The 20,556-nt window shown below is 62.4% G+C and carries 18 protein-coding genes and 1 riboswitch; of the genes, 5 read left to right on the top strand and 13 right to left on the bottom strand.

The window, feature by feature from the left end; translation table 11 throughout:
- Positions 1–4 precede the first annotated feature (4 nt).
- The 6 genes from WAQ08_RS00310 to rfbB form a co-directional block, all read right to left on the bottom strand.
- Positions 5–1,903: a DUF1800 domain-containing protein gene (locus WAQ08_RS00310; RefSeq protein WP_422188648.1), complete on the bottom strand. Its 1,899-nt coding sequence runs from the start codon at positions 1,901–1,903 to the stop codon at positions 5–7.
- A gap of 193 nt (positions 1,904–2,096) precedes the next feature.
- Positions 2,097–2,615 (bottom strand): FxDxF family PEP-CTERM protein, encoded by a 519-nt coding sequence (locus WAQ08_RS00305; RefSeq protein WP_422188647.1) that lies wholly within the window; start codon positions 2,613–2,615, stop codon positions 2,097–2,099.
- Between the two features lie 251 nt (positions 2,616–2,866).
- Positions 2,867–3,427, bottom strand: a complete 561-nt coding sequence (gene rfbC / locus WAQ08_RS00300; protein ID WP_422188646.1) for a dTDP-4-dehydrorhamnose 3,5-epimerase — start codon at positions 3,425–3,427, stop codon at positions 2,867–2,869.
- Between the two features lie 21 nt (positions 3,428–3,448).
- A complete protein-coding gene (rfbA, locus tag WAQ08_RS00295) occupies positions 3,449–4,339 on the bottom strand; it encodes a glucose-1-phosphate thymidylyltransferase RfbA (protein ID WP_422188645.1) in 891 nt (296 codons plus the stop codon).
- 7 nt (positions 4,340–4,346) lie between these two features.
- A complete protein-coding gene (gene rfbD / locus WAQ08_RS00290) occupies positions 4,347–5,231 on the bottom strand; it encodes a dTDP-4-dehydrorhamnose reductase (protein ID WP_422188644.1) in 885 nt (294 codons plus the stop codon).
- A gap of 8 nt (positions 5,232–5,239) precedes the next feature.
- Positions 5,240–6,337, bottom strand: coding sequence for a dTDP-glucose 4,6-dehydratase (rfbB, locus tag WAQ08_RS00285; RefSeq protein ID WP_422188643.1), 1,098 nt, complete (start codon positions 6,335–6,337; stop codon positions 5,240–5,242).
- A gap of 253 nt (positions 6,338–6,590) precedes the next feature.
- Between rfbB and WAQ08_RS00280 the strand changes: the two genes are divergently transcribed.
- Entirely contained in the window at positions 6,591–7,682 is a 1,092-nt protein-coding gene (locus WAQ08_RS00280) for a sugar phosphate nucleotidyltransferase (RefSeq protein ID WP_422188642.1), read from the top strand.
- Positions 7,683–7,702: 20 nt separating this feature from the next.
- Here the strand turns inward: WAQ08_RS00280 and WAQ08_RS00275 are convergent, their stop codons facing one another.
- A complete protein-coding gene (locus WAQ08_RS00275) occupies positions 7,703–8,254 on the bottom strand; it encodes a nucleotidyltransferase family protein (RefSeq protein ID WP_422188641.1) in 552 nt (183 codons plus the stop codon).
- A gap of 252 nt (positions 8,255–8,506) precedes the next feature.
- Between WAQ08_RS00275 and pdxH the strand changes: the two genes are divergently transcribed.
- Entirely contained in the window at positions 8,507–9,163 is a 657-nt protein-coding gene (gene pdxH / locus WAQ08_RS00270; protein WP_422188640.1) for a pyridoxamine 5'-phosphate oxidase, read from the top strand.
- 9 nt (positions 9,164–9,172) lie between these two features.
- Here the strand turns inward: pdxH and msrA are convergent, their stop codons facing one another.
- The 3 genes from msrA to WAQ08_RS00255 all read right to left on the bottom strand — a co-directional run bounded on the left by msrA (position 9,173) and on the right by WAQ08_RS00255 (position 12,307).
- Positions 9,173–9,736: a peptide-methionine (S)-S-oxide reductase MsrA gene (gene msrA / locus WAQ08_RS00265; RefSeq protein ID WP_422188639.1), complete on the bottom strand. Its 564-nt coding sequence runs from the start codon at positions 9,734–9,736 to the stop codon at positions 9,173–9,175.
- A gap of 64 nt (positions 9,737–9,800) precedes the next feature.
- A complete protein-coding gene (locus WAQ08_RS00260; RefSeq protein ID WP_422188638.1) occupies positions 9,801–10,025 on the bottom strand; it encodes a PEP-CTERM sorting domain-containing protein in 225 nt (74 codons plus the stop codon).
- A gap of 698 nt (positions 10,026–10,723) precedes the next feature.
- Positions 10,724–12,307 (bottom strand): UbiD family decarboxylase, encoded by a 1,584-nt coding sequence (locus WAQ08_RS00255; protein WP_422188637.1) that lies wholly within the window; start codon positions 12,305–12,307, stop codon positions 10,724–10,726.
- Positions 12,308–12,636: 329 nt separating this feature from the next.
- On the opposite strand from WAQ08_RS00255, the gene WAQ08_RS00250 reads away from it, so the two are divergent.
- The 3 genes from WAQ08_RS00250 (at position 12,637) to nrdR (ending at position 15,625) form a co-directional block, all read left to right on the top strand.
- Positions 12,637–13,593: a transglycosylase SLT domain-containing protein gene (locus WAQ08_RS00250; protein WP_422188636.1), complete on the top strand. Its 957-nt coding sequence runs from the start codon at positions 12,637–12,639 to the stop codon at positions 13,591–13,593.
- Positions 13,594–13,648: 55 nt separating this feature from the next.
- Positions 13,649–13,772: riboswitch (ZMP/ZTP riboswitch) on the top strand.
- A 70-nt stretch (positions 13,773–13,842) separates the two neighbouring features.
- Complete coding sequence (gene glyA / locus WAQ08_RS00245; RefSeq protein ID WP_422188635.1) at positions 13,843–15,093, top strand: serine hydroxymethyltransferase; 1,251 nt, start codon at positions 13,843–13,845, stop codon at positions 15,091–15,093.
- 76 nt (positions 15,094–15,169) lie between these two features.
- Positions 15,170–15,625 carry a transcriptional regulator NrdR gene (gene nrdR / locus WAQ08_RS00240; protein ID WP_422188634.1) on the top strand — a complete coding sequence of 152 codons (456 nt, stop codon included), beginning with the start codon at positions 15,170–15,172 and terminating at the stop codon, positions 15,623–15,625.
- A gap of 36 nt (positions 15,626–15,661) precedes the next feature.
- On the opposite strand, the gene WAQ08_RS00235 is transcribed toward nrdR, so the two are convergent.
- Genes WAQ08_RS00235 through WAQ08_RS00225 form a run of 3 tightly spaced genes read right to left on the bottom strand, consistent with a single transcriptional unit; the run spans position 15,662 to position 20,554 of the window.
- Positions 15,662–16,108: a type IV pilin protein gene (locus tag WAQ08_RS00235; RefSeq protein WP_422188633.1), complete on the bottom strand. Its 447-nt coding sequence runs from the start codon at positions 16,106–16,108 to the stop codon at positions 15,662–15,664.
- Positions 16,109–16,156: 48 nt separating this feature from the next.
- Entirely contained in the window at positions 16,157–19,951 is a 3,795-nt protein-coding gene (locus WAQ08_RS00230) for a pilus assembly protein (RefSeq protein WP_422188632.1), read from the bottom strand.
- 12 nt (positions 19,952–19,963) lie between these two features.
- On the bottom strand, positions 19,964–20,554 hold the full coding sequence (locus WAQ08_RS00225; RefSeq protein ID WP_422188631.1) for a pilus assembly PilX family protein: 591 nt from the start codon (positions 20,552–20,554) through the stop codon (positions 19,964–19,966).
- Positions 20,555–20,556 lie beyond the last annotated feature (2 nt).

Here is a 20,556-nt window from a genome sequence, read left to right as displayed (position 1 = left end):
GAAATTACTTCTGAACTTGGAACTCGGGAGAGGCCATCGTCAGCAACAGCGCTACCTTCACACGTCGGCGATAGCCTTCCGCCGTGTCTGGTGCGTTATCGGCACCTACCCACACTGAACTGACAGCTTGAGTAATTTCAGTCTTCAAATCTTCGGGCATAGTGCCGTACATCAGGCGTTGATTTACGTCCTCGACCAGTTTGGCCGGCGTCTTGGCCAGTTGATAGGTTGCGTTTCCTGTATTGGTGATGAAGTCCAGGCGGATATCGACCGGTGACGTGGCGCATTGGTTGCTGTAGCCACAAGCCCCCCAGCCCCAGGCCAAACCATCGCGGACAAAGTTGACATAGCCCGCGGCGCTGGACTCATGCACGATCTGCATTTCGGGGCTCACCAGACCGGAGCGGGACGTGGTGGAGTTAGGTGGCGTGTACTGCGGTCTGAAGTAGTTGAACACGGAGGGAGACTGCAGCGGTGCCTGGGCCAGAGCCTTGGCTGGGTCATTGGTGGACCACATCAGGTAGTAGCCGGAGGCTGATCTGGCCTTGTAGGCACGGAACAGAGCCGTCATCCGCAGCAGCGGTTCGCGGACCTTGCCAAACTTGGTGCTATTGACGGCGGTCTGGAAGTCACGCGCTTCGGCATCCATCAGGATGGCCTTGGCCACTGTGAACAAGCTGCCACCTGAGGAGGTGAACACCGTGGCCACGCGGCTGATGTACGCGGGGCTGGGGTTACTGGTCACCAGGCGCTGGATCAGCTGCTTGCTGATGAATGGGGCCACATTGGGGTGGTTGGCGATGGTGTCCAGAGCGATCTTCAGGCTGGCGGTAGGCGAAGCCGTGGTTTGCGCTGGGATGACCGTGCCGAGGAAGCGCTTCTCCAGAGGCGAATGAAACTTCGCATAGGGGCGCATTTGCAGCACCCAGCGGTCAGGATTGGGTGTCGCGCTGTCGCCGCCCCAGCGGAAGCAACTGTCCGACGGCCAGTTGGGGCATTCCCAGCTCCAGCCTGTGAACACGCGGGCCAGTCCGGCCACGTCGCTGGCTTGGTAGGTTTCGATGGGCTGGCCTTGCGCATCCACCTTGACCGTGCCGTCCTTGTTCAGCATGACAAGGCCGATGGAGAACAGTTGCATGACTTCACGTGCGTAGTTCTCATCCGGGACGCGGCCCGTGGTGCGGCCCGTTGCCGGATCGATCTCTTCCTTCTGGTTGCCCAGATGGGAGAGGTAGCACCCCATGATCGGGTGCAAGGTGACGGATTCCAGCAGTTGGCGATACGTTCCGAAAGCACGGGCATTCAGCATGTCCATGTAGGCTGCGACACCGCGCGTATTTGATTCTCCGCAGCTGTCCTGGGTGGAGACCACGAAAATTTCAGACAAGGCTAGGGCGATGCGCTGGCGCAACTGATCATCGCCGGTAATGGCTTTGGTCCAGAAGGCGTGGTTGAGTTCACTGATATGAGAGCCCAACGGGGGGGTCTGTGCCTTCAGTTTGGCATTGCGCTGCTCCCAATACCCTTTGAAGTATTGGTTGGGCGCGGCGGAGGCCTGTTTGTTGAACCAGGCTTCGTAACCGCCGGACAAGAGTTCATTGACACTTTCGTCCGTGGGGCCGAAGGTGGCTTGCGTCAAGAAGCGCGTGGCCTCCTGTGTGCTTGCAGGCTTGCTCGGAGTCGATGCAGTTGTCGCTGTAGTGCTATTTCCATCAACGATGGAATTAACTTGAACGCCCTGGGCAACCGAATAACTTTCGGCACCTTGCATATTGGCCGCAGCTCCAGTGGGGGTATCTCCGCCACCGCCGCCGCCGCAACCGGTAATTAAGATAGTTGCAGACACACATGCTGCACCCACCAGGCCTTTATAAGGCTTGGACAATTCACTCAGACTGAACATTTACACGACCCTGGGAAACCGCCGAACACACCCACTGTTATCGGCGAACGGGACGAATCATGACAGCCCGCATTATGCCTCGTGCGTCAAAATGTCGCACACAAGGTGGAGGTTGCTCATTGTTACGCAGCGGGAAAAAAGCCGGAAGCGGGCGAACCCGCTTCCGGCTTGTGTTTTTGTAAGCTTTTGTTTTTTAAGTGTTTTGTCGGCGGCGCAGTAGCGTCCCCGCCACGCCAAGACCTGCAAGCAGTAGGGCCATCGACTCAGGTTCAGGAATGGCGGCAACAGACGCCTGGATAGAACCTCCACCGAAGCTGTTGGCCGACGATGTCGACAGGCCGGTGAACGAGATTACGTAATTGCCGTCCGCCAAGCCTGCGAAATTGAAGGCCTGGGGAATGTAAGGCGACCCAGACACAGTAACACTGTTGCTGAAGGAGGTACCGCCCGTCAGGCTGATGGTCAGGTCCACCGGATCGGCAAAACGCAGCGAGCCGAACACGTTGCTGAGGCCCGTGCTCGAATCCAGCGTGAAGCTGAAGCTGTAGCTGGGCGCGCCATTGAAGGAGTAGGCCTGGGCGAACACGGGCGCGGCCGTCGTGCCCAGGGTGCCGAGGGAGATCGGCGTGGGGAAGGCCTCGAGGGCCAGGGTGCTACTGGATGCCGCGGCGAGGACCGCCGCAGCCGCCAGATGGCGAAGGTTGACGTGCATGGTTGGTTCCTTTGGTTGATTCTTGAATTATTCGAAAAGCGCCGTTGTGTGGCGCCTACCCCTGGAACGCGAATCGCTGCTTGGGGAAGCAGTCGCCTTTTGGATCGTTAATGGGCGATGAATACTAGCTCTATCATCGGCGGGTCTGAGTCACGGGTCGGTGTCAAAAGTGTAGAACTGTTGCGGTGCACAATCACCCCCTCGCTCGGGGTCCGCATTGCCTGAGCTTGTTGTCAGCGTTTGCCTACAACTTACAAGGCGGCCTGTTTGAGCAGGGGAGCCTGCTCATCTTTGGCGGCCAGTTGAGGGGGCAGGCCTTCGAGCGGCCACTCTATGCCGATCTCGGGATCGTTCCAGGCAATGGAGCCTTCGCAATCCTTGGCATAGACATCCGTGGTTTTGTAAAGGAAGTGCGTGTCGTCTTCCAGGGCCACAAAACCATGCGCAAAGCCCTCAGGCAGCCAGAGCTGCTTGTTGTTCTCGGCGCTCAATTCCACGCCAACCCATTGCCCAAAGGTGGCCGAGCCTGCACGGATGTCAACCGCCACATCAAAAGCCCGGCCCTTGGTGACGCGGACCAGCTTGCCCTGCGCATGAGGCGCGCGTTGGAAGTGCAGGCCGCGGAGCACGCCAGCCTGGCTGCATGAATGGTTGTCTTGCAAGAAAGGCCGGGGCGCGGGCAAGCCCAGTTCTGCCAGCCCGGCCATGAACTTGGGCTGGTTGAAGCTTTCCATGAACCAGCCGCGTGCATCGCCAAACACCGGCGGTTCGATGACGACCACATCAGGGATCGCGGTTTGTGTGAACTTCATTGGGTGATCCTGAAGGTGGTGTCAGTAGATCTTTTCGCTCAGCACTTTGAGCAGGTACTGGCCGTAGCCGTTTTTCAGCATCGCCTGCGCCAGTTTTTCAACCTGCGTGGCGGTGATCCACCCCGAGCGGTAGGCAATCTCTTCTGGGCAGGCTACCTTCAAGCCCTGGCGCTTTTCCAGCGTGGCGATGAACTGTCCCGCCTCGAGCAGGCTGTCGTGTGTGCCCGTGTCCAGCCACGCATAGCCGCGACCCATGATCTCGACGCTCAATTGGCCTTGCGCCAGGTAGCGGGCGTTCACATCGGTGATCTCCAGTTCGCCACGGGCGCTGGGCTTGATGTCGGCCGCGATGTCGCACACCTGCTTGTCGTAGAAGTACAGCCCCGTGACGGCATAGTTGCTCTTGGGCTGGTTGGGCTTTTCTTCGATGCTCAGGGCGCGTTGCTCTTTGTCGAACTCCACCACGCCGTAACGCTCGGGGTCTGTCACGTGGTAGGCAAACACGCTGGCGCCGTCATCGCCATTGGCGGCATGGTGCAGCAGTTGCTGGAAGTTGTGGCCGTAGAAGATGTTGTCGCCCAGCACCAGGGCGCTGGGGTTGTTGCCCACATGCTCGCGCCCCAGGATGAAGGCCTGCGCCAGCCCATCGGGGTTGGGTTGCACGCAGTAGCTCAGGTTGATGCCCCATTGGCTGCCATCGCCCAGCAGGTGCTGGAAGCGGGGCGTGTCTTGTGGTGTGCTGATCAGGAGGATGTCGCGGATACCGGCCAGCATCAGGGTGCTGAGCGGGTAGTACACCATGGGCTTGTCATACACCGGCAGCAGTTGTTTGCTGATGGCCAGCGTGGCGGGGTGCAGGCGCGTGCCGGAGCCGCCGGCCAGGATGATGCCCTTGCGGTTTGTTGTGCTCATGATGCTGTTACTTCCCCAGATGTTCGATCAGCATGCGCTCGACGCCCTGTTGCCAGTGCTGCAGTTGCAGGCCGAATGCTTGTTTGAGTTTGGCTGTAGACAGGCGTGAATTCAGTGGTCGCTTGGCGGGCGTGGGGTACTCCGTGGTGGGCACCGGGATGATGTCTTCCGGCTGCACGCGCACGGCTTGCCCTTGCTTGCGGGCCCATTCGATGACGTAGCGGGCGTAGTCGTACCAGGAGGTTTCGCCATCGGCCACCAGGTGGTACAGGCCAGCCAGGGCAGGGCTGCCATACAGCGTGCGCACCGCGTGCGCCGTCACGTCTGCCAGCAGATCAGCGCCGGTGGGCGAGCCGATCTGGTCGTTGATCACTTTGAGTTGATCGCGCTCTGATGCCAGCCGCAGCATGGTCTTGGCGAAGTTGCCACCACGCGCGGCGTAGACCCAACTGGTGCGCAGGATCAGGTGTTGGCAACCGCTGGCGATGATCTGTTGCTCGCCTTCCAGCTTGGTTTGGCCATAGACGCTCAACGGTGCCGTAGAGGCGTTTTCATCGCGCGGGGCATGGCCGGTGCCGTCGAACACGTAGTCCGTGCTGTAGTGCACCAGCAAGGCATTGAGCTGCGCGGCCTCTTTGGCAATGGCGCCGGGGGTGGCGGCATTGATCAGCCGGGCCACATCGGGCTCGCTCTCTGCCTTGTCGACGGCCGTATGGGCCGCGGCGTTGACGATCACCTGAGGGCGCACGGCTCGCACGATGGTGGCCACTTGGTCGGGTTGGGTGAAATCGGCCGTGTCGATATCGTGTGCGGTGATGTGGCCCAACGGCGCCAGCGCCCGTTGCAGCTCCCACCCCACCTGGCCACCTTTGCCCAGAAGCAGAATGTTCATGTGCGGTGTCAGGCGGCGCGGCCTGCGTAGTTGGTGTTGATCCAGTCGCGGTAGGCGCCCGAGCGCACGGTGTCGATCCAGTCCGTGCTTTCAAGGTACCAGCGCACGGTCTTGTCGATGCCGGATTCAAAGGTCTCGGCAGGCTTCCAGCCGATGTCGCGCTGGATCTTGGTGGGATCGATGGCGTAGCGGCGGTCGTGGCCGGGGCGGTCTTTCACGTAGGTGATCTGGCTCTCGTAGGGCTGGCCATCGGCGCGGGGGCGCAGCGCATCGAGCTTGCGGCAGATGGTGGTCACGACATCGATGTTCTTGATCTCGTTGATGCCGCCCACGTTGTAGGTTTCGCCCAGGGTGCCCTTCTCGAGCACCTGGCAGATGGCCTCGCAGTGATCCCGCACGAAGAGCCAGTCTCGGATGTTGAGCCCATCACCATAGACGGGCAAGGGCTTGCCATCCAGTGCGTTGAGGATCATCAGCGGGATCAGCTTTTCCGGGAAGTGGTAGGGCCCGTAGTTGTTGCTGCAGTTGGTGGTGAGTGTGGGCAACCCGTACGTGTGGTGGTAAGCCCGGACCAGGTGGTCGCTGCCGGCCTTGCTGGCGGAGTAGGGGCTGTTGGGGGCGTAAGGGGTGGTTTCGCTGAACGCTGGATCCGTGTCGCTCAGCGAGCCGTACACCTCGTCCGTGGACACATGCAGGAAGCGGAGGCTGGCCTTGGCTTCTGGGCTCAGAGTACTGTCAGGGCCGTTCCAGTAGGCGCGCACTTCTTCCAGCAGGCTGAAGGTGCCCACCATGTTGGTGTGAATGAACTCGCCCGGGCCGTGGATGGAGCGGTCCACATGGCTTTCTGCTGCAAAGTGCAGCACGGCGCGTGGCTGGTACTGCGCCAGTGCCTTGCGCACAGCATCGCGGTCGGCGATGTCGGCATGGACCAGATGGGCTTGGCCCGCATCCAGTTGTGTCTGGATGGTGGCGGGGTTGCCGGCGTAGGTGAGTTTGTCGAAGACCACAACGGGCTCAACGGGCAGGCCCAGCTTGGCGCGGCGTTCGAACCAGTGGTGGACAAAATTGCCGCCGATGAAGCCGGCGCCTCCGGTGATGAGGATCATGGTGCTCTGTATGTTGCGAGGCCGCTGAGGGGCCGATCGCAAAGATTATGCCGAGGCAATTTTGCCTGCGGCTTGCTGTCCCCTCACATGAAGGGCTCCATCCCTATGGCGCAGCCTTTAAACACACATGCATAAAGAATTATGTGGTTCACTATGGGCCCTTGACTGGGATTCGCTGCGGTTTCTGATAAGTGATTGAGGCCGGTGTGTTGAATAACGCTAAACAGGCAGTACGGAAAAAATGGCAAAAGCAATGATTCTGGCCGCGGGGCAAGGAACCCGCGTGAGGCCGCTGACCAAAAACATGCCCAAGCCCATGGTGCCGATCCTGGGCAAGCCGGTGATGGAATACATCATCGAGCACCTGAAGCAGTACGGCATCACCGAGATCATGGTGAACGTGGCGTTCAACCACTGGAAGATCGAGAACTACTTTGGTGATGGCCGCCGGTGGGGCGTGAAGATCGGCTACAGCTACGAAGGCGCCCGTGAGCATGGCGAGATCGTGCCCAAGCCCTATGGCTCGGCTGGCGGCATGAAGCGCATCCAGGATTTCAGCGGTTTTTTTGACGACACCACCATCGTGCTGTGCGGTGATGCCATCATCGACTTGGACATTTCGGCTGCCCTGTTCGAGCACCGCAACAAGAAGGCCATGGCCAGTGTGGTGACGCTGGAGGTGCCGCTGGATCAGGTCAAGAACTACGGCATCGTGGTGTCCGACAAGGAAGGGCAGATCACGTCCTTCCAGGAAAAGCCCTCTCCTGAAAAAGCCTTGTCGCGCCTGGCCAGTACTGGCATCTACATCTTCGAGCCGGCCGTACTGGAGCTGGTTCCCTCGGGGCAGGAGTTCGACATCGGCAGCCAACTCTTCCCGCTGCTGGTGGAAAAGAATCTGCCGTTTTACGCGCAGAACCGCCACTTCAACTGGATCGACATTGGCCGCGTGAGCGATTACTGGGCCGTCTGCTTGCGCGTGCTGCGCGGCGAGGTAGCCCAGATGGACATGCCTGGCACCGAGGTGCGCCCGGGTGTGTGGGTGGGTTTGAACACGCGCATCGATTGGGACACCGTCAAGATCGACGGGCCGGTGTACATCGGCTCGGGCAGTTGCGTCGAGCCGGGTGTGAGCATTGAGGGGCCGGCCTGGCTGGGCAATGGCTGCTGCCTGCGCAAGAACAGCACCTTGCGCCACAGCGTGCTGTTCGACTACACGCGCTTGAGCGAGAACGCTGTGTTCGAGGACGTGATCGCCTCGCCGCTGTACGTGGTCGACAAGAACGGTAAGACGACCTACCAGGGTGACGAGGCCACACCTCTGCGCTGGGGCGACGCACGCGCCTGACGGCTGCGAGCCCAGGCCGCTCAGGCCTTGGGCAGCCCCAATCCCTGCATCATGGGGCCGGTGAGTTGTGCGCGCAACTGACTCAGATCAATCTGAGGGTGCTGCGTCATCTGCACGCCGGGATCGTCCACCTCGGCATCCACGCTGGGGTAGCGGGCCGCCAGGCGCCGCAGATCCTGCTCGCTGCCCATGCGCACCAGTTCCGAGAACAGCTCGGACGACACCGCGACGGGGTGGCCGCGGCGGTGGCGGTAGCAGGGATAGACGATGGGGCCACGCCCCAGGCCGGCGACCAGCACCTGCAGGGTGCCGGCCTGCAGCATGGGCATGTCTGCCGGCAGCAGCAGCCAGCCAGGCGACTGAGAGCGATGCATGACGCCCGAGGCGATGTTGCGCACCAGCCAGTCGCAATGAGATTGACCTGCGCGCGGCGGGGGGACGGCCAGCACATCTTGATGTGGCAGCAGGCCCAGCGCGGCCTGGGCCTGATCATCGGGGGCCACGAGCAGCAGCGGCAACCCGCTGGTCAGCACGCGGCGCAGGGTGGTGTCGAGCACGCTGAGAGAGCCCATGGGCCCACCCAGTTCTGTACAAGCCAGTGCCCGCTCCGGCTGCGGAGCCGCGAGGACGAGGACCGTGGGCTTTGTAGTCATGCCGACAGTTTGAAAGCCATTGCTGCGATGCACCAGAGTGGCTTTCCTTAAGGACATACCCCTGTGAATGAGGGGGCAGTTGGCGGGTGTGACATGGTTCCCACGATTTGCAAACTAGGGGATTGACGACGCATACGTCAAGCGCGGCCACAGATGGCCGATACTTTGGAAATGGAAAAAACGTCACCCCACGATCTGGCGCAGATGCGCCGCAGCTATGGCCAGGCCGAGCTGGATGAAACGCATGTGGCGGCCGAGCCGCTGGCCCAGTTCCAGAAGTGGTTCAGCGAGGCGGTGAACGCCAAGGTGTCCGAGCCCAACGCCATGACGCTGGCCACGGTGGGCCCGGATCTACGCCCCTCGACCCGCGTGGTGCTGCTCAAGGGGCTCGATGCGCGGGGCCTGGTCTGGTACACCAACTACGACAGCCGCAAGGGGCGCGAGTTGGAGGCCAATCCCAACGCAGCCCTGCAGTTCTTCTGGGTCGAGCTGGAGCGTGTGGTGCGCATCGAAGGCAAGGTCGAAAAGGTGGCGGACGTCGAATCCGACGTGTATTACCGCAGCCGGCCCCTGGGGTCGCGCATCGGTGCCTGGGCATCGCCCCAGAGCCAGGTGATCCCCTCGCGTGCCACGCTGGAGGCCACCTGGGCCGAAGAGCAGGCGCGGCAGGGGGCGGATCCGGTGCGCCCGGCCAATTGGGGCGGTTACCGCCTGGTGCCGGAGCGTTGGGAGTTCTGGCAAGGGCGCAACTCGCGCCTGCATGACCGCATCTGCTTCAGCCGTGCGGCTGATGCCCAGAACTGGGAACTGTTCCGCCTGGCTCCCTGAACATGCGGCTCACGCCGCGCTGGTGTCGATCTGCGAGAAGGCCTTCTTGAACTTGGCCACCTTGGGGGCCACCACGAAGGCGCAGTAGCCCGCCTCGGGGTTGTGCTCGAAATAGCGCTGGTGGTAGGCCTCGGCCGGGTTGTAGTTGCTCACCGGCATGATCTCGGTGACGATGGGCGCGCCGCCGTAGGCACCCTGGGCCTGCAACTCGGCGATGTAGGCGCGTGCCGCCTGATCCTGCTCGGCATTGTGGGTGTAGATGCCTGAGCGGTACTGCGTGCCCACATCATTGCCCTGGCGGTTCAGCGTGGTTGGGTCGTGCACGGTGAAGAGCACATCCAGCAGGTCCTCGTAGCTGACCTGCGCCGGATCGTAGGTGACGCGAACTACCTCGGCGTGGCCAGTATTGCCTGTGCAGACATCCTCATAGCTGGGCGCGATGACGTGTCCGTTGCTGTAGCCCGACTCTGCGTTGGCCACTCCCCGCACGCGGTTGAACACCGTTTCGATGCACCAGAAACAGCCGCCGGCGAAGGTGGCTTCTTCAAGCTGGGGGGGGGTGTTTATCGTCATGCCGGACATTATCTGGCAATGAGGCCAGCATGGTCTTCTGGCCGGGAGGGGGCCGGTAGACCATTCAGGCGATCTGCCGCCGTCGGTAGCCGGCGATCCAGATGCCGGCAAGGCCCAAGGCCAAGAGGGCGCCGGTGGATGGTTCAGGCACAGCGCTCACGGACATCTCGATCTGGATCTTCAGCAAGCCCGGGTCGGAGAAGTAAAGGCAGCCGGACAGGCCGCCGACACAGGCGCCGGTGATGCCCGCCTGGTAGCCTGACAGCGTGAGGGTTACGGGTGTCTGCATGTTGGGGGCGATCGGCACCATCGCCGTCTGCAGCGTGACCCCGCCAAGGACGAACGCAGGGGCCACCGAAATGTTCGCCGAGGGCGAGGTGACGTTCGGATAGTTGTCACCTTTCGAGGCTGGCTCCAGCCTGGCGCTGAGCCTCAGCAGCCCGACGTGCGTGAGCTCAGGCGCGATGTAGGCGAAATCGAAGGACTACGTCTGATCGCCAGGCGGGGTGATGGCGAACGTCAGACTCTGAAATGACTGTCCCTGGTAATCGATGAGGGGCGGCAGGGTTTCGATCAACGCGAAGCCGCTGGGGCCGTGAAATGCCACCACATTCAGGAAAGAGCCTTCGATGCGTGAGGCTGGTTCGTTGCCTTGGGCGTGGCCCGTCGATGCCATGAGCGCAATGGCCCCGGCACAAATGATGTGCTCATCTTTCCCTCCCTGGATCGCTGACCTGTATCGGTCAATGGCAATGGCCGTGATTGTGACCGATATCACCAGGGCTGTTGCGCCCCCGATCTGGTGGGATGGGAAACGGTGCGCCAGAAAACGAAAGGCCCCCGGCTTGGCCGGGGGCCGAGACGGCCTTGAGCCGTCGTGGGAAAGGACGAAGGGAGGAATCGCCCTTCCCCGGACGCAGCAGACTGCGCCACTTGGGGTTGTCTGCTTGGCAGACGGTTTTAGATTACGCCTGCCCCGAATGCGTGTCAACGAAGGGTTGTGAGCAAGCTTTCGACGCGCCGCGTGACCTCATCGGGCATGGTGATGGGGCGACCCCATTCGCGGCTGGTTTCACCGGGCCATTTGTTGGTGGCGTCCAGCCCCATCTTGCCGCCCAGGCCGCTGATGGGCGATGCGAAATCCAGGTAATCGATCGGCGTGTTGTCCACCAGGGTGGTGTCGCGCACCGGATCCATGCGGGTGGTGATGGCCCAGATCACTTCCTGCCAGTCGCGCGTGTTCACGTCCTCATCGACGATGACGATGAACTTGGTGTACATGAACTGCCGCAGGAAGCTCCACAGCCCGAACATCAGGCGCTTGGCGTGGCCTGGGTAGGCCTTCTTCATGCTGATGACGGCCATGCGGTAGCTGCAGCCCTCGGGCGGCAGGTAGAAGTCGACGATCTCGGGAAACTGCTTTTGCAGGATCGGCACGAAGACTTCGTTGAGCGCCACACCCAGAACGGCCGGCTCATCGGGCGGTTTGCCGGTGTAGGTGGAGTGGTAAACCGGGTCTTTACGGTGGGTGAGGCGGGTGACCTCGAACACCGGAAACCAATCTTGTTCGTTGTAATAACCTGTGTGGTCCCCATAAGGGCCTTCCAGGGCGTGCAGGTAGCCGTTTTTCTCCTTGAGCGGCACGCCATGCTCACTGGTGCCTTCGAAGCCGGCTGGGGCGGTGGGGATGCGGCCCTCGAGCACGAATTCAGCACTCGCCGGCACCTGCAGCAGGTGCTGGCGGCCATCAGCCGTGCGCTCGCCCACGCTGGTGTCGACCACCTCGGTGCGGTTGCCGCGCAGCAGGCCGGCGAACTGGTATTCGCCCAAGGAATCGGGCACCGGGGTGACGGCGCCCAGGATGGTGGCCGGATCAGCGCCGAAGGCCACGGCGATGGGGAAGGGTTGCCCGGGGTTGGCCAGCGCGAACTCCCGGAAATCGAGCGCGCCGCCGCGGTGGGCCAGCCAGCGCATGATCACCTGGCGCGGCCCGATGAGCTGCTGGCGGTAGATGCCCAGGTTCTGGCGTGCGCGGGGTGTGGGCACGCCTTGCGGCCCTCGGGTGACGACCAGGCCCCAGGTGAGCAGAGGGGCGGCATCGCCCGGCCAGCACAGCTGCACGGGCAGGGTGCCCAGGTCGATGTCGCTGCCTTCCTGGATCACCTCCTGGCAGGGTGCGCGGCCAACGGTGGCGGGTTTCATGTCCCACAAGGCCTTGGCCATCTGCAGCAGCTTGCCGGCGTCTTTCAGGCCCTTGGGGGGCTCCGGTTCCTTCAGGCTGGCCAGCACGCGGCCGATGTCGCGCAGCTCGCTGACGTCATCTGCCCCCATGCCCAGGGCCACCCGTTTGGGGGTGCCGAAAAGGTTGGCCAGCACGGGCACATCGAAGCGTCCATCATCTTTAGAGCGGCCAGTCGGAGCCTCGAACCACAGGGCCGGACCACCCTGGCGCAGCACGGCGTCACACAGGGCGGTCATCTCGAGCCGCACGGACACTGGCGTAGCAACCCGTTTCAGCTCGCCAGCCCGCTCCAGGCTTGACACAAAGTCACGTAAGTCACGGTATTTCATGGGTGAATGGTAATAAGAGGTAAATCTCTTATGCTTGACTGGTTATTTGAAGGCTGCCTAGAATCCGCGCCTGTTCTGTCCTCAGGGTATTTTCCTGGGGTTATCCCTAGCGCTCAACGTGAGCGCACACACGCTGCCAGCCTGGCCCCGCGTCCTGCCTGTTCAAGGCGTCGCGGTGACCGAGCTGATTATCACTGTTGCCGTGCGGCCCCCGTCTTTCAGCAAGACGCCGGGGCGCCGGGTACGGGTGGGCCCACAAGGCTTGCCTGGGCTCCGGGTGCGTCGATGGCCGAGAAAGGAGAGTCATGACAGCGTTTCGGAGTACCAAGATGTGGCGTGTCGTCGCAGCCGATGTGGTTGCTGGCGTGCGTTACGTGAGTCACAACACCCTGGCCCTGCTGGGCTTGCTGGCCGTCACCCTGGTGGTGTTCATGGCCGGCAAGGCCGAGTTGCGCTACACGATGGAAGCCCGCGCATTGGGCTGGCTGATGGAACGCGCCGCCGAGCGCACCACGGCCAGCGCAGCGCCGGAATCCAACGACATGCTGCTGGCCATGGCCGAGCCCGAGGCCATCGCCCGGGCCACGGCGCTGGACCCGGCCGAGTTGAACCGTCAGCAGGCCACGTTGGTGAACTGGATCTCGCGACGCTACAGCGTGGCGCAGGAACCGGTGAGCCGCCTGGTGCAGGAATCGTGGGCCGTGGGCAAGAAGGTGGGCATCGAGCCCACCCTGATCCTGGCGGTGATGGCCATCGAATCGGGCTTCAACCCCTTTGCGCAGAGCCATGTGGGCGCGCAGGGGCTGATGCAGGTGATGACCGGCATCCACCACGACAAGTACGAGCTGTTCGGCGGCCGCCGGGCGGCGTTCGACCCGGTGACCAACCTGCGCGTGGGCGTGCAGGTGCTGCAGGACTGCATCCGCCGCGCGGGCAGCCTGGAGGCTGGCCTGAAGTACTACGTGGGGGCCGCCAACCTGGCCACCGACGGTGGATATGGCGCCAAGGTGCTGGCCGAGCAGGCCTACCTGCGTGACGTGGTGGCGGGCCGCAAGGTGGCGTTCAACGCGCCCCTGCCACAGGCCAGCACGGTGGTGGTGCAGGCGCCTGCGCCAGCTGTGGCTGTGCCGCACAGTGCCGCCGTGGTCCCGGACGCTGCGGCATCCGCCACACCGGCTGGCCACGGGCTGATGCCGATTCCGGCCGCGGCACCCGCTGCGCCGGCCGCCAGCGATCCGCTGCCGGTGTTGCGCCGCCCCGAGCAGGTGGCCATGGCCCGCAGCTGAGTGGCCCCTGGCGAGCCTCGGGGTTTCCCTTGGGCTCGCCGCTTGGGTACAATCGAAGTCTCCGCGCAACTGGCGATACATGGCCTTTGTGGCCTGAGGTGGTGAACCACCGGGAAGCGCGGCGCGCGATGGGCTTAAGTCGACCCTTCGCGGATCAGCCGTTCGCCTGGGCAGCCCTCTGGCATGCATGCACACCCCGTGTGGGCGCGCCTGCGGTGGGTCTTCAACCTTGAAGAGGACTGCCAAGTCATGTTTGACCGCGCCCAATACGCCCTTTCCGATGTCGATGCCGAGCTGTTCGCCGCCATCCAGGCCGAGAACCAGCGCCAGGAAGACCACATCGAGCTGATCGCCTCCGAGAACTACACCTCGCCGGCCGTGATGGCCGCCCAGGGCAGCCAACTGACCAACAAGTACGCCGAAGGCTACCCCGGCAAGCGCTACTACGGTGGCTGCGAGTACGTCGACGTCGTCGAGCAACTGGCCATCGACCGCCTCAAGCAACTGTTCGGCGCCCAGTTCGCCAACGTGCAGGCCAACTCTGGCTCGCAGGCCAACCAGTCGGTGTTCTTCGCGCTGCTGCAGCCTGGCGACACCATCATGGGCATGAGCCTGGCCGAAGGCGGCCACCTGACGCACGGCATGGCCCTGAACATGTCGGGCAAGTGGTTCAACGTGGTGTCCTACGGCCTGAACGAGCAGGAAGACATCGACTACGACAAGATGGAAGCCCTGGCGCGTGAGCACAAGCCCAAGCTGATCATCGCCGGTGCCTCGGCCTTTGCGCTGCGCATCGATTTCGAGCGCTTCGCCAAGATCGCCAAGGAGATCGGTGCCTACTTCATGGTGGACATGGCCCACTACGCTGGCCTGATCGCCGCGGGCGTGTACCCGAACCCCGTGCCGCACGCCGATGTGGTCACCAGCACCACGCACAAGAGCCTGCGCGGCCCGCGCGGCGGCATCGTGGTGACCAATTCCGAAGAGATCGCCAAGAAGATCAACAGCGCCACCTTCCCTGGCATCCAAGGCGGCCCGCTGATGCACGTGATCGCCGGCAAGGCCGTGGCCTTCAAGGAAGCCCTGAGCCCTGAGTTCAAGGCCTACCAGCAACAGGTGGTCAAGAACGCCGCGGCCTTGGCCGACACGCTGACCAAGCGCGGCCTGCGCATCGTGAGCGGTCGCACCGAGAGCCACGTGATGCTGGTGGACCTGCGCCCCAAGAACCTGACGGGCAAAGAAGCCGAGGCCATCCTGGGCCAGGCGCACATCACCTGCAACAAGAACGGCATCCCCAACGACCCGCAAAAGCCGATGGTGACCAGCGGCATCCGCCTGGGCTCGCCGGCCATGACCACGCGTGGCTTCAAGGAAGAGCAGGCCGTGATCGTGGGCAACCTGATCGCCGACGTGTTGGACAACCCGCACGACGAAGCCAACATCGCCCGCGTGCGCGAGCAGGTGTCGGCCCTGACGCGCCAGTTCCCGGTCTACCGTTGATGCGGCATTGAGCCTGCTGAAACCCGGCCCGAGCCCTGTGCCTGCGCCGGGTTTTTTGCTGTAGGAGACGACAACGATGCGTTGCCCATTTTGTGCCCACGGCGAGACCCAGGTGGTCGAGACGCGTGATTCGGACGAAGGCGATTCGATCCGCCGGCGTCGCCGCTGCGGTGCCTGCGACAAGCGCTTCACCACCTATGAGCGGGCGGAGATCGAGCTGCCGGCGATCGTGAAGCGGGATGGGCGCCGCACGGAGTACGAGCGGGCCAAGCTGAAGGGCTCGATGGCGTTGGCTCTGCGCAAACGGCCGGTGAGCGCCGAGGCCTTGGAGACGGCCATCGAGCACATCGAGGCCAAGTTGCGCCAGTCAGGCGAGAAAGAAATTGTCTCGACCCAGCTGGGCGAACTGGTGATGAAAGAGCTACGCAAGCTCGACAAGGTGGCTTACGTGCGCTTTGCTTCTGTTTACCGCAGCTTTGACGATGTGAGCGAGTTCGTGGCGGCGATCAAGGAGAGTGGGAAGAGGGGGTGATCTGCCCCCTCCCCATGCCACTTGGGCGCGGTTGCCTTACTTCCAGCACTCTGCTGCAGTGAGCTTGGATGAGCCGCGCACGCCCGTGCTGGTGACTGTGAGTCGACCGCATCTGTCAGAGGCCATGGTGCCCTTGGGGGTGGCCTGCAGGGTGTAGCTGGTGGTGGTCAACATGGCGGCGTCGTTTGCGAAGTCGTAGTAGGTGTTTGCCGTGTTGGGCAGAACGGGCGCCCTGTTGTCCAGTGTTCTTGAGTAACTGCCGTTCTGTGTGTAGAAGCGCTGCATGTACTGCGCGTTCTCCATCAACAGCGCTCTGGCCTCTGCTCGTCGGGAGTTCTGAATGTACTGTGAGTACATCGGCATGGCGATGGCCGACAGGATGCCAATGATGGCCACGACGATCATCGCTTCAATCAATGTGAAGCCTCGAGCCTTGGCAGGCGAGGTGCGGATGGCACCATGTGGCGGATGAACTGCGGGCATGTGATGGCGTGCCTTATGGGGGGAGAGGGCTTTGACGGTCAGGCGTCTTCAATTGATGATGCGGAAGATCTGACGCCACAGGCGATCAGGCGGGAGCCTATCACCGTCTGTGCCCAGCGGGGGGGAATCACTGCCAGGGCCTTGGATGGCGCCTGTAGGGGTGCCGCCTTGGACAGCGCTCTGGCCTACGCCACTTCTGCGGAAGACGCCCCATGAATCGGCCGCATCGAACGTGCCGTCGCCATTGAAGTCAACGATGGCATTGGGCGGCTGAGCACCCGTGAAGGGGTTGATGAGGTAGGTGTAGCCAGAGCCTTGGTTGACAGAGCAGCTTTCTCCGTCAGCCTTGCCAGGCAGAACCGACTCAATCATCGCAAAGCCTTGGACGAACTGCGGTGTGTAGATGCCGCGTTCTCCGTCGGAGAACAGCATGTCAAGTTGCCAGCCGCGTGCATCCGTCACCTTGTTTTGCTCGACGATCTTGAAGGTGGCTGTCGAGGACTTGGTGGACTGGTTGGTCACCTGTATCGCTTGCGTTGACAGCTTGGTGGACACGATGGCCGCACTGGCATCAGACGACTGCCCAATAATCGCCTGGTCCCACAGGCCGTAGATGGTCTGCTGCGATCCACCGGATGCATCCGCTGTCTCAACCAGCTTGCCGGTCGGCACGATGACCATCAGCCCCTTCTTGGGATGGAGTGTGTATGACGGCGCCGCCGTGATGGGTTGAGCAACGCCGTTCTTGGTGGCGGTGAACAGCGGCAAGCCCCCCAGGTCGACCTTCCAGTTGTCGCTGCTGTTGGCGAACAGATCGAACTTCCAGACGTTGCCCTTGAGATCGCCGGCATAGGCTTGGACGATCACGTTGTTGGCATCGCGCACGACGCCGACGCCACCCAGCCCGTTGCCCGTCGCGGTGCCTGCTGTGATGGCCTTGATGAGCGCGCCGGTATTGGCGTTGACGATGAGCAGCACGGCCTTGCCGCTGGCGCTGTCATAGCCATTGCCGAAGATGACCGCCCATTCGCCCGAGGGCAGCATGCCGATCTCGGGGGTGGACATCACATAACCCAGATCGCTGCTGAAGCTGCTGCCGATTTCCCACTTGACGTTGCTGTTGGTGAAGCTGGTGGGGGCCGCAGCCGTGTCGGACTTGAAGTTCTGTGTGACGTTCAGCGCGAACACGCTCTTGGCGCCGCCACCCGCGGTGCCTACGGCAATGTTCTGCCAGGAACAGGAGCCGCCGCTGCAGGCCGAGATATCGCCTTCAGCGATCTGCCCGTCCACGAAGAACATGCTCTCATAGCCACGATTGGCCAAGCGTGCCAGACCGTACAGGTTGGTGCTGCCCGTGGTGTTGGGGTGGGATTCCCCCTTGAGAACGGCTTTGGGGATATAGGCGAAGACTTCCACGCCATCACTCTCACGGAAGCCATGCAGCATGCCGTCGTTGCCGCCGATCAGCACCAACCCGTCGCGCACGCGCTTGGTAGATGTCAGATATTTTTGATAGCTACTGCTGCCTGTAGAGGTGCCGTTGATCGTGCCAGGCAGGAACCTGTTCTGGAAATCAGCGCCCTTCACGTAAAGCGGCAGCGAATTGACGAAAGAGCCCAGCACATTGATCGATGTGGTGCCGTCACTCCAGGTGTTGCTCTTGCGTGGGCGGAAGGTGGTGGTTTCCTGGCTGGTATCGCCGCGCAGATAGTTGATCAGGTCGGCGTTGAGCGTGGGGGCGACACCTACCCCGTTGTTGCTGCTGATGTGGCCCAGGGCCAGGGCATCGTTGGGCAGGTTGGACAGTGTGAACTTGACGGCACTGTTGTCCTTGCCCATCCAGATGTTGCGAGAACCAAAGGCCGGGACTTTGCGCGATGCCGTCCAGGCTACGCCTGTGGCATTGCCTTGTGCATTCAGCTTCTGGGCCGTCAGGTCGCCAGACCACTTGTCAGGTTCGAATGTAGGAACGAGCTTGAGGGCCTCGCTTCCCAGTGCGGACCTCGACACGGCCACACCGGAAATGGTGCCGCCAGTGGCCGTGATGTTCGACAGGATACCGCTCAGGGAGTCAGCGAAGGCGATGGGGTCGGTGGCCTTGAGGTACTGCCCGCGTGAGTTGACCGCAGCGTGCCAGAGGTCGTCGATGGTGGTGTTCTGATCAGCCTTGGGCACAGGCCAGCTGAATGTGCCGAGCTTGGACGACGTGGGGATCGTGCCGTCCACGCCCATGCCGACAGTGAAGCTGACCATGTGCTGCCAGAAGGCAGGGTTCAGGCTGGGGTCGTAAGGGCTGCTGGAGGCTTCCGATTTGACCTGCAGATTGTTGTCCAGGTCCGTGCGCAGATCGTTCACCCAGTAGTACATCGCGAAATCGGCCAGCGAGTTCGTGGCGTCCGATGCCGCGAAAGGAGACTGGGCCCTGTAGGTGAACGACCTGGTTGGGTTGGTACCGGCGATGGCGGGGCCGGCCTTGCCATCCTGATCGCCCACGCTGGTCAGGGTTTCGGTGTTGCCGTTGGTATTCCAGTAGCCATCGGTGACAAGGATGTGGAAGTTGCGGCGGCAGGACAGGGCCGCCTGATCCTTGTTGGCAGGGTCGGTGCGGTAGGGGTCGGTGTTGACGCCACTCTTGTTGATGACGCCCGCATTGGTGAAGTACTTGCCCACATCCTGCATGGCCTGGCGCAACGGCGTGCCGCCGTCGGCATCCAAGCCTCTCAGCCAGGTGTTCAGCGATGTCTTGCGGGCTGCATCGAAGCTGCGCACAGGCTCGCGCATGGTCTTGTTGCTGTAGCCGTCTGGCGTCGCGGTGCCGTTGTTGATGCTGCCCCAGCCCAGGCGGAATTGCTTTTCAGGCTGCCGGTCGAAAGCCAGGGCCACGGCCCCCTTGGCGTTGAGGATCCGGCTGCGGTAGTAGGTGAACCAGGTGGCGTAGTTCTTGAGCTCCTTGGCCTTGGCCGTGGCGTCGGAGATCGAGTTGATATCGACGCGCTCGAAATCGTCGTAGCTGGAGCCGTCTTTGCCTGCTTTCAGGTTGAAGTAGACGGCGGGCTGGAAAGCGCGGCTTGCGCTGGGGCAGACGTAGCCGTTGCGTGTGCTGCTGAATTGGGTGAAACCGCTCGCGCACCAGTTGCTGGACACACTGTTCTGGTTTTGCGCGAGGTTGACCGTGGCCGAGTTGCTGGCCGTGGGGTCGATGGGCACCTTGGTGTAGTCCTTGATGGTGCCATCCGTGTTGACGAGGCTGGTGCCCAGGTTGCGAACCTCCGCCGGCCAGGGCACGTACTCGGTGTTGGGGTTGTAGTAGCTGCCGTTGATCGCGGCTGATCGGAACCGGGCGCCGTAGATGTTGGGCACGTTGTTGTAGCCGACCGCGTTCGTGTCGACCGTGCCGGAGTAGTTGCGCCCGTTGCCATCATGGTCGCCGGGGACGGTCTTTGGGTAGAGCTGGTAGCCGCTGTCAGCTTCCAGATAGACAGTCTCAGATGAATAGCACCGCGAGTAATCCGTGCCGCCCACGACCACCGAGCCGGTGGTGACTGTGGGCATGTTCTGGAAGGTGGTGGTGCGGCAGCGGCTGTAGGTGCTGCTGGTGGGAATGGTGGTGAGCTTGGTGTATTGGGTGCCCTGCTCGTAAAGGCTGATGGCACCGATGTTGTCGGGCATCATCAGCCAGTTCATGGAGCCCGAATCATCCAGGGTGAGCACCACATTGGGCTTGGGGCCCTCCGAGGCTGTGAGCAATGGCACCTGCGCGGGGGCGGCGTAGACCAGGACATGGGCCGATGTGAGGATCAGGCACAGAGTCTTGGCAGCGAACGACGTGTTTTGTGAGGACATGGTTGTATCCCTTTATTCGCAGTTGCCGTTGAGGGCGCCTACGCAGGAGGCGGTTCTCAGTGTGGATTGGAGGACCACCTCGGAGCCTGCTCCTCCGGAGCCTGCTGCCGTGGGCGCTTGGTAGTCAGGGCTGTAGCCCCGTGCGGTGATCTGGAATCCGTACTGCCGGCGTGGGTCCTTGCGGTTGGCCACGAAGACGCTGATCCGTTCGATCATGCATTGGGGCTTGGTAGGGTAGGTGATGCCGTTGGCGCCCTGCAGCACATTGTCCGGGATGGTGACAACCTGGCCTGCAATGTTCCAGTTGGCTGCCGTTTGCCACTGGATGGGGTCACCAGTGTCTGGTACCGGTAGCACGGGAGGCGCCGTGGGGGCGGGCTGGTTCATCAGCTCGTTCTCACAGTATCGAAGTGCTGTTTCTGCCGCATGGTTGGCGGCTTGGTTCGCTGAAAGGTTGTTGGTGATGACCTCGCCAAACAATGCATTGCGCATGATGAAGGTCGAACTGAAGCCAATGACCACCAGCAAGGCCAGTGCGATGACGAGGACGAAGCCTTGCTGACGAGTTGCCGGCTTGTGACGAGGCGCAGTGATGGAGGGCATGA

The sequence above is a fragment of the Aquabacterium sp. genome (genome assembly GCF_049274795.1).
Classification (GTDB): domain Bacteria; phylum Pseudomonadota; class Gammaproteobacteria; order Burkholderiales; family Burkholderiaceae_C; genus Aquabacterium.
Note: the sequence above shows the minus strand (reverse complement) of the source record. Positions and strands in the feature narration are given on the sequence as shown.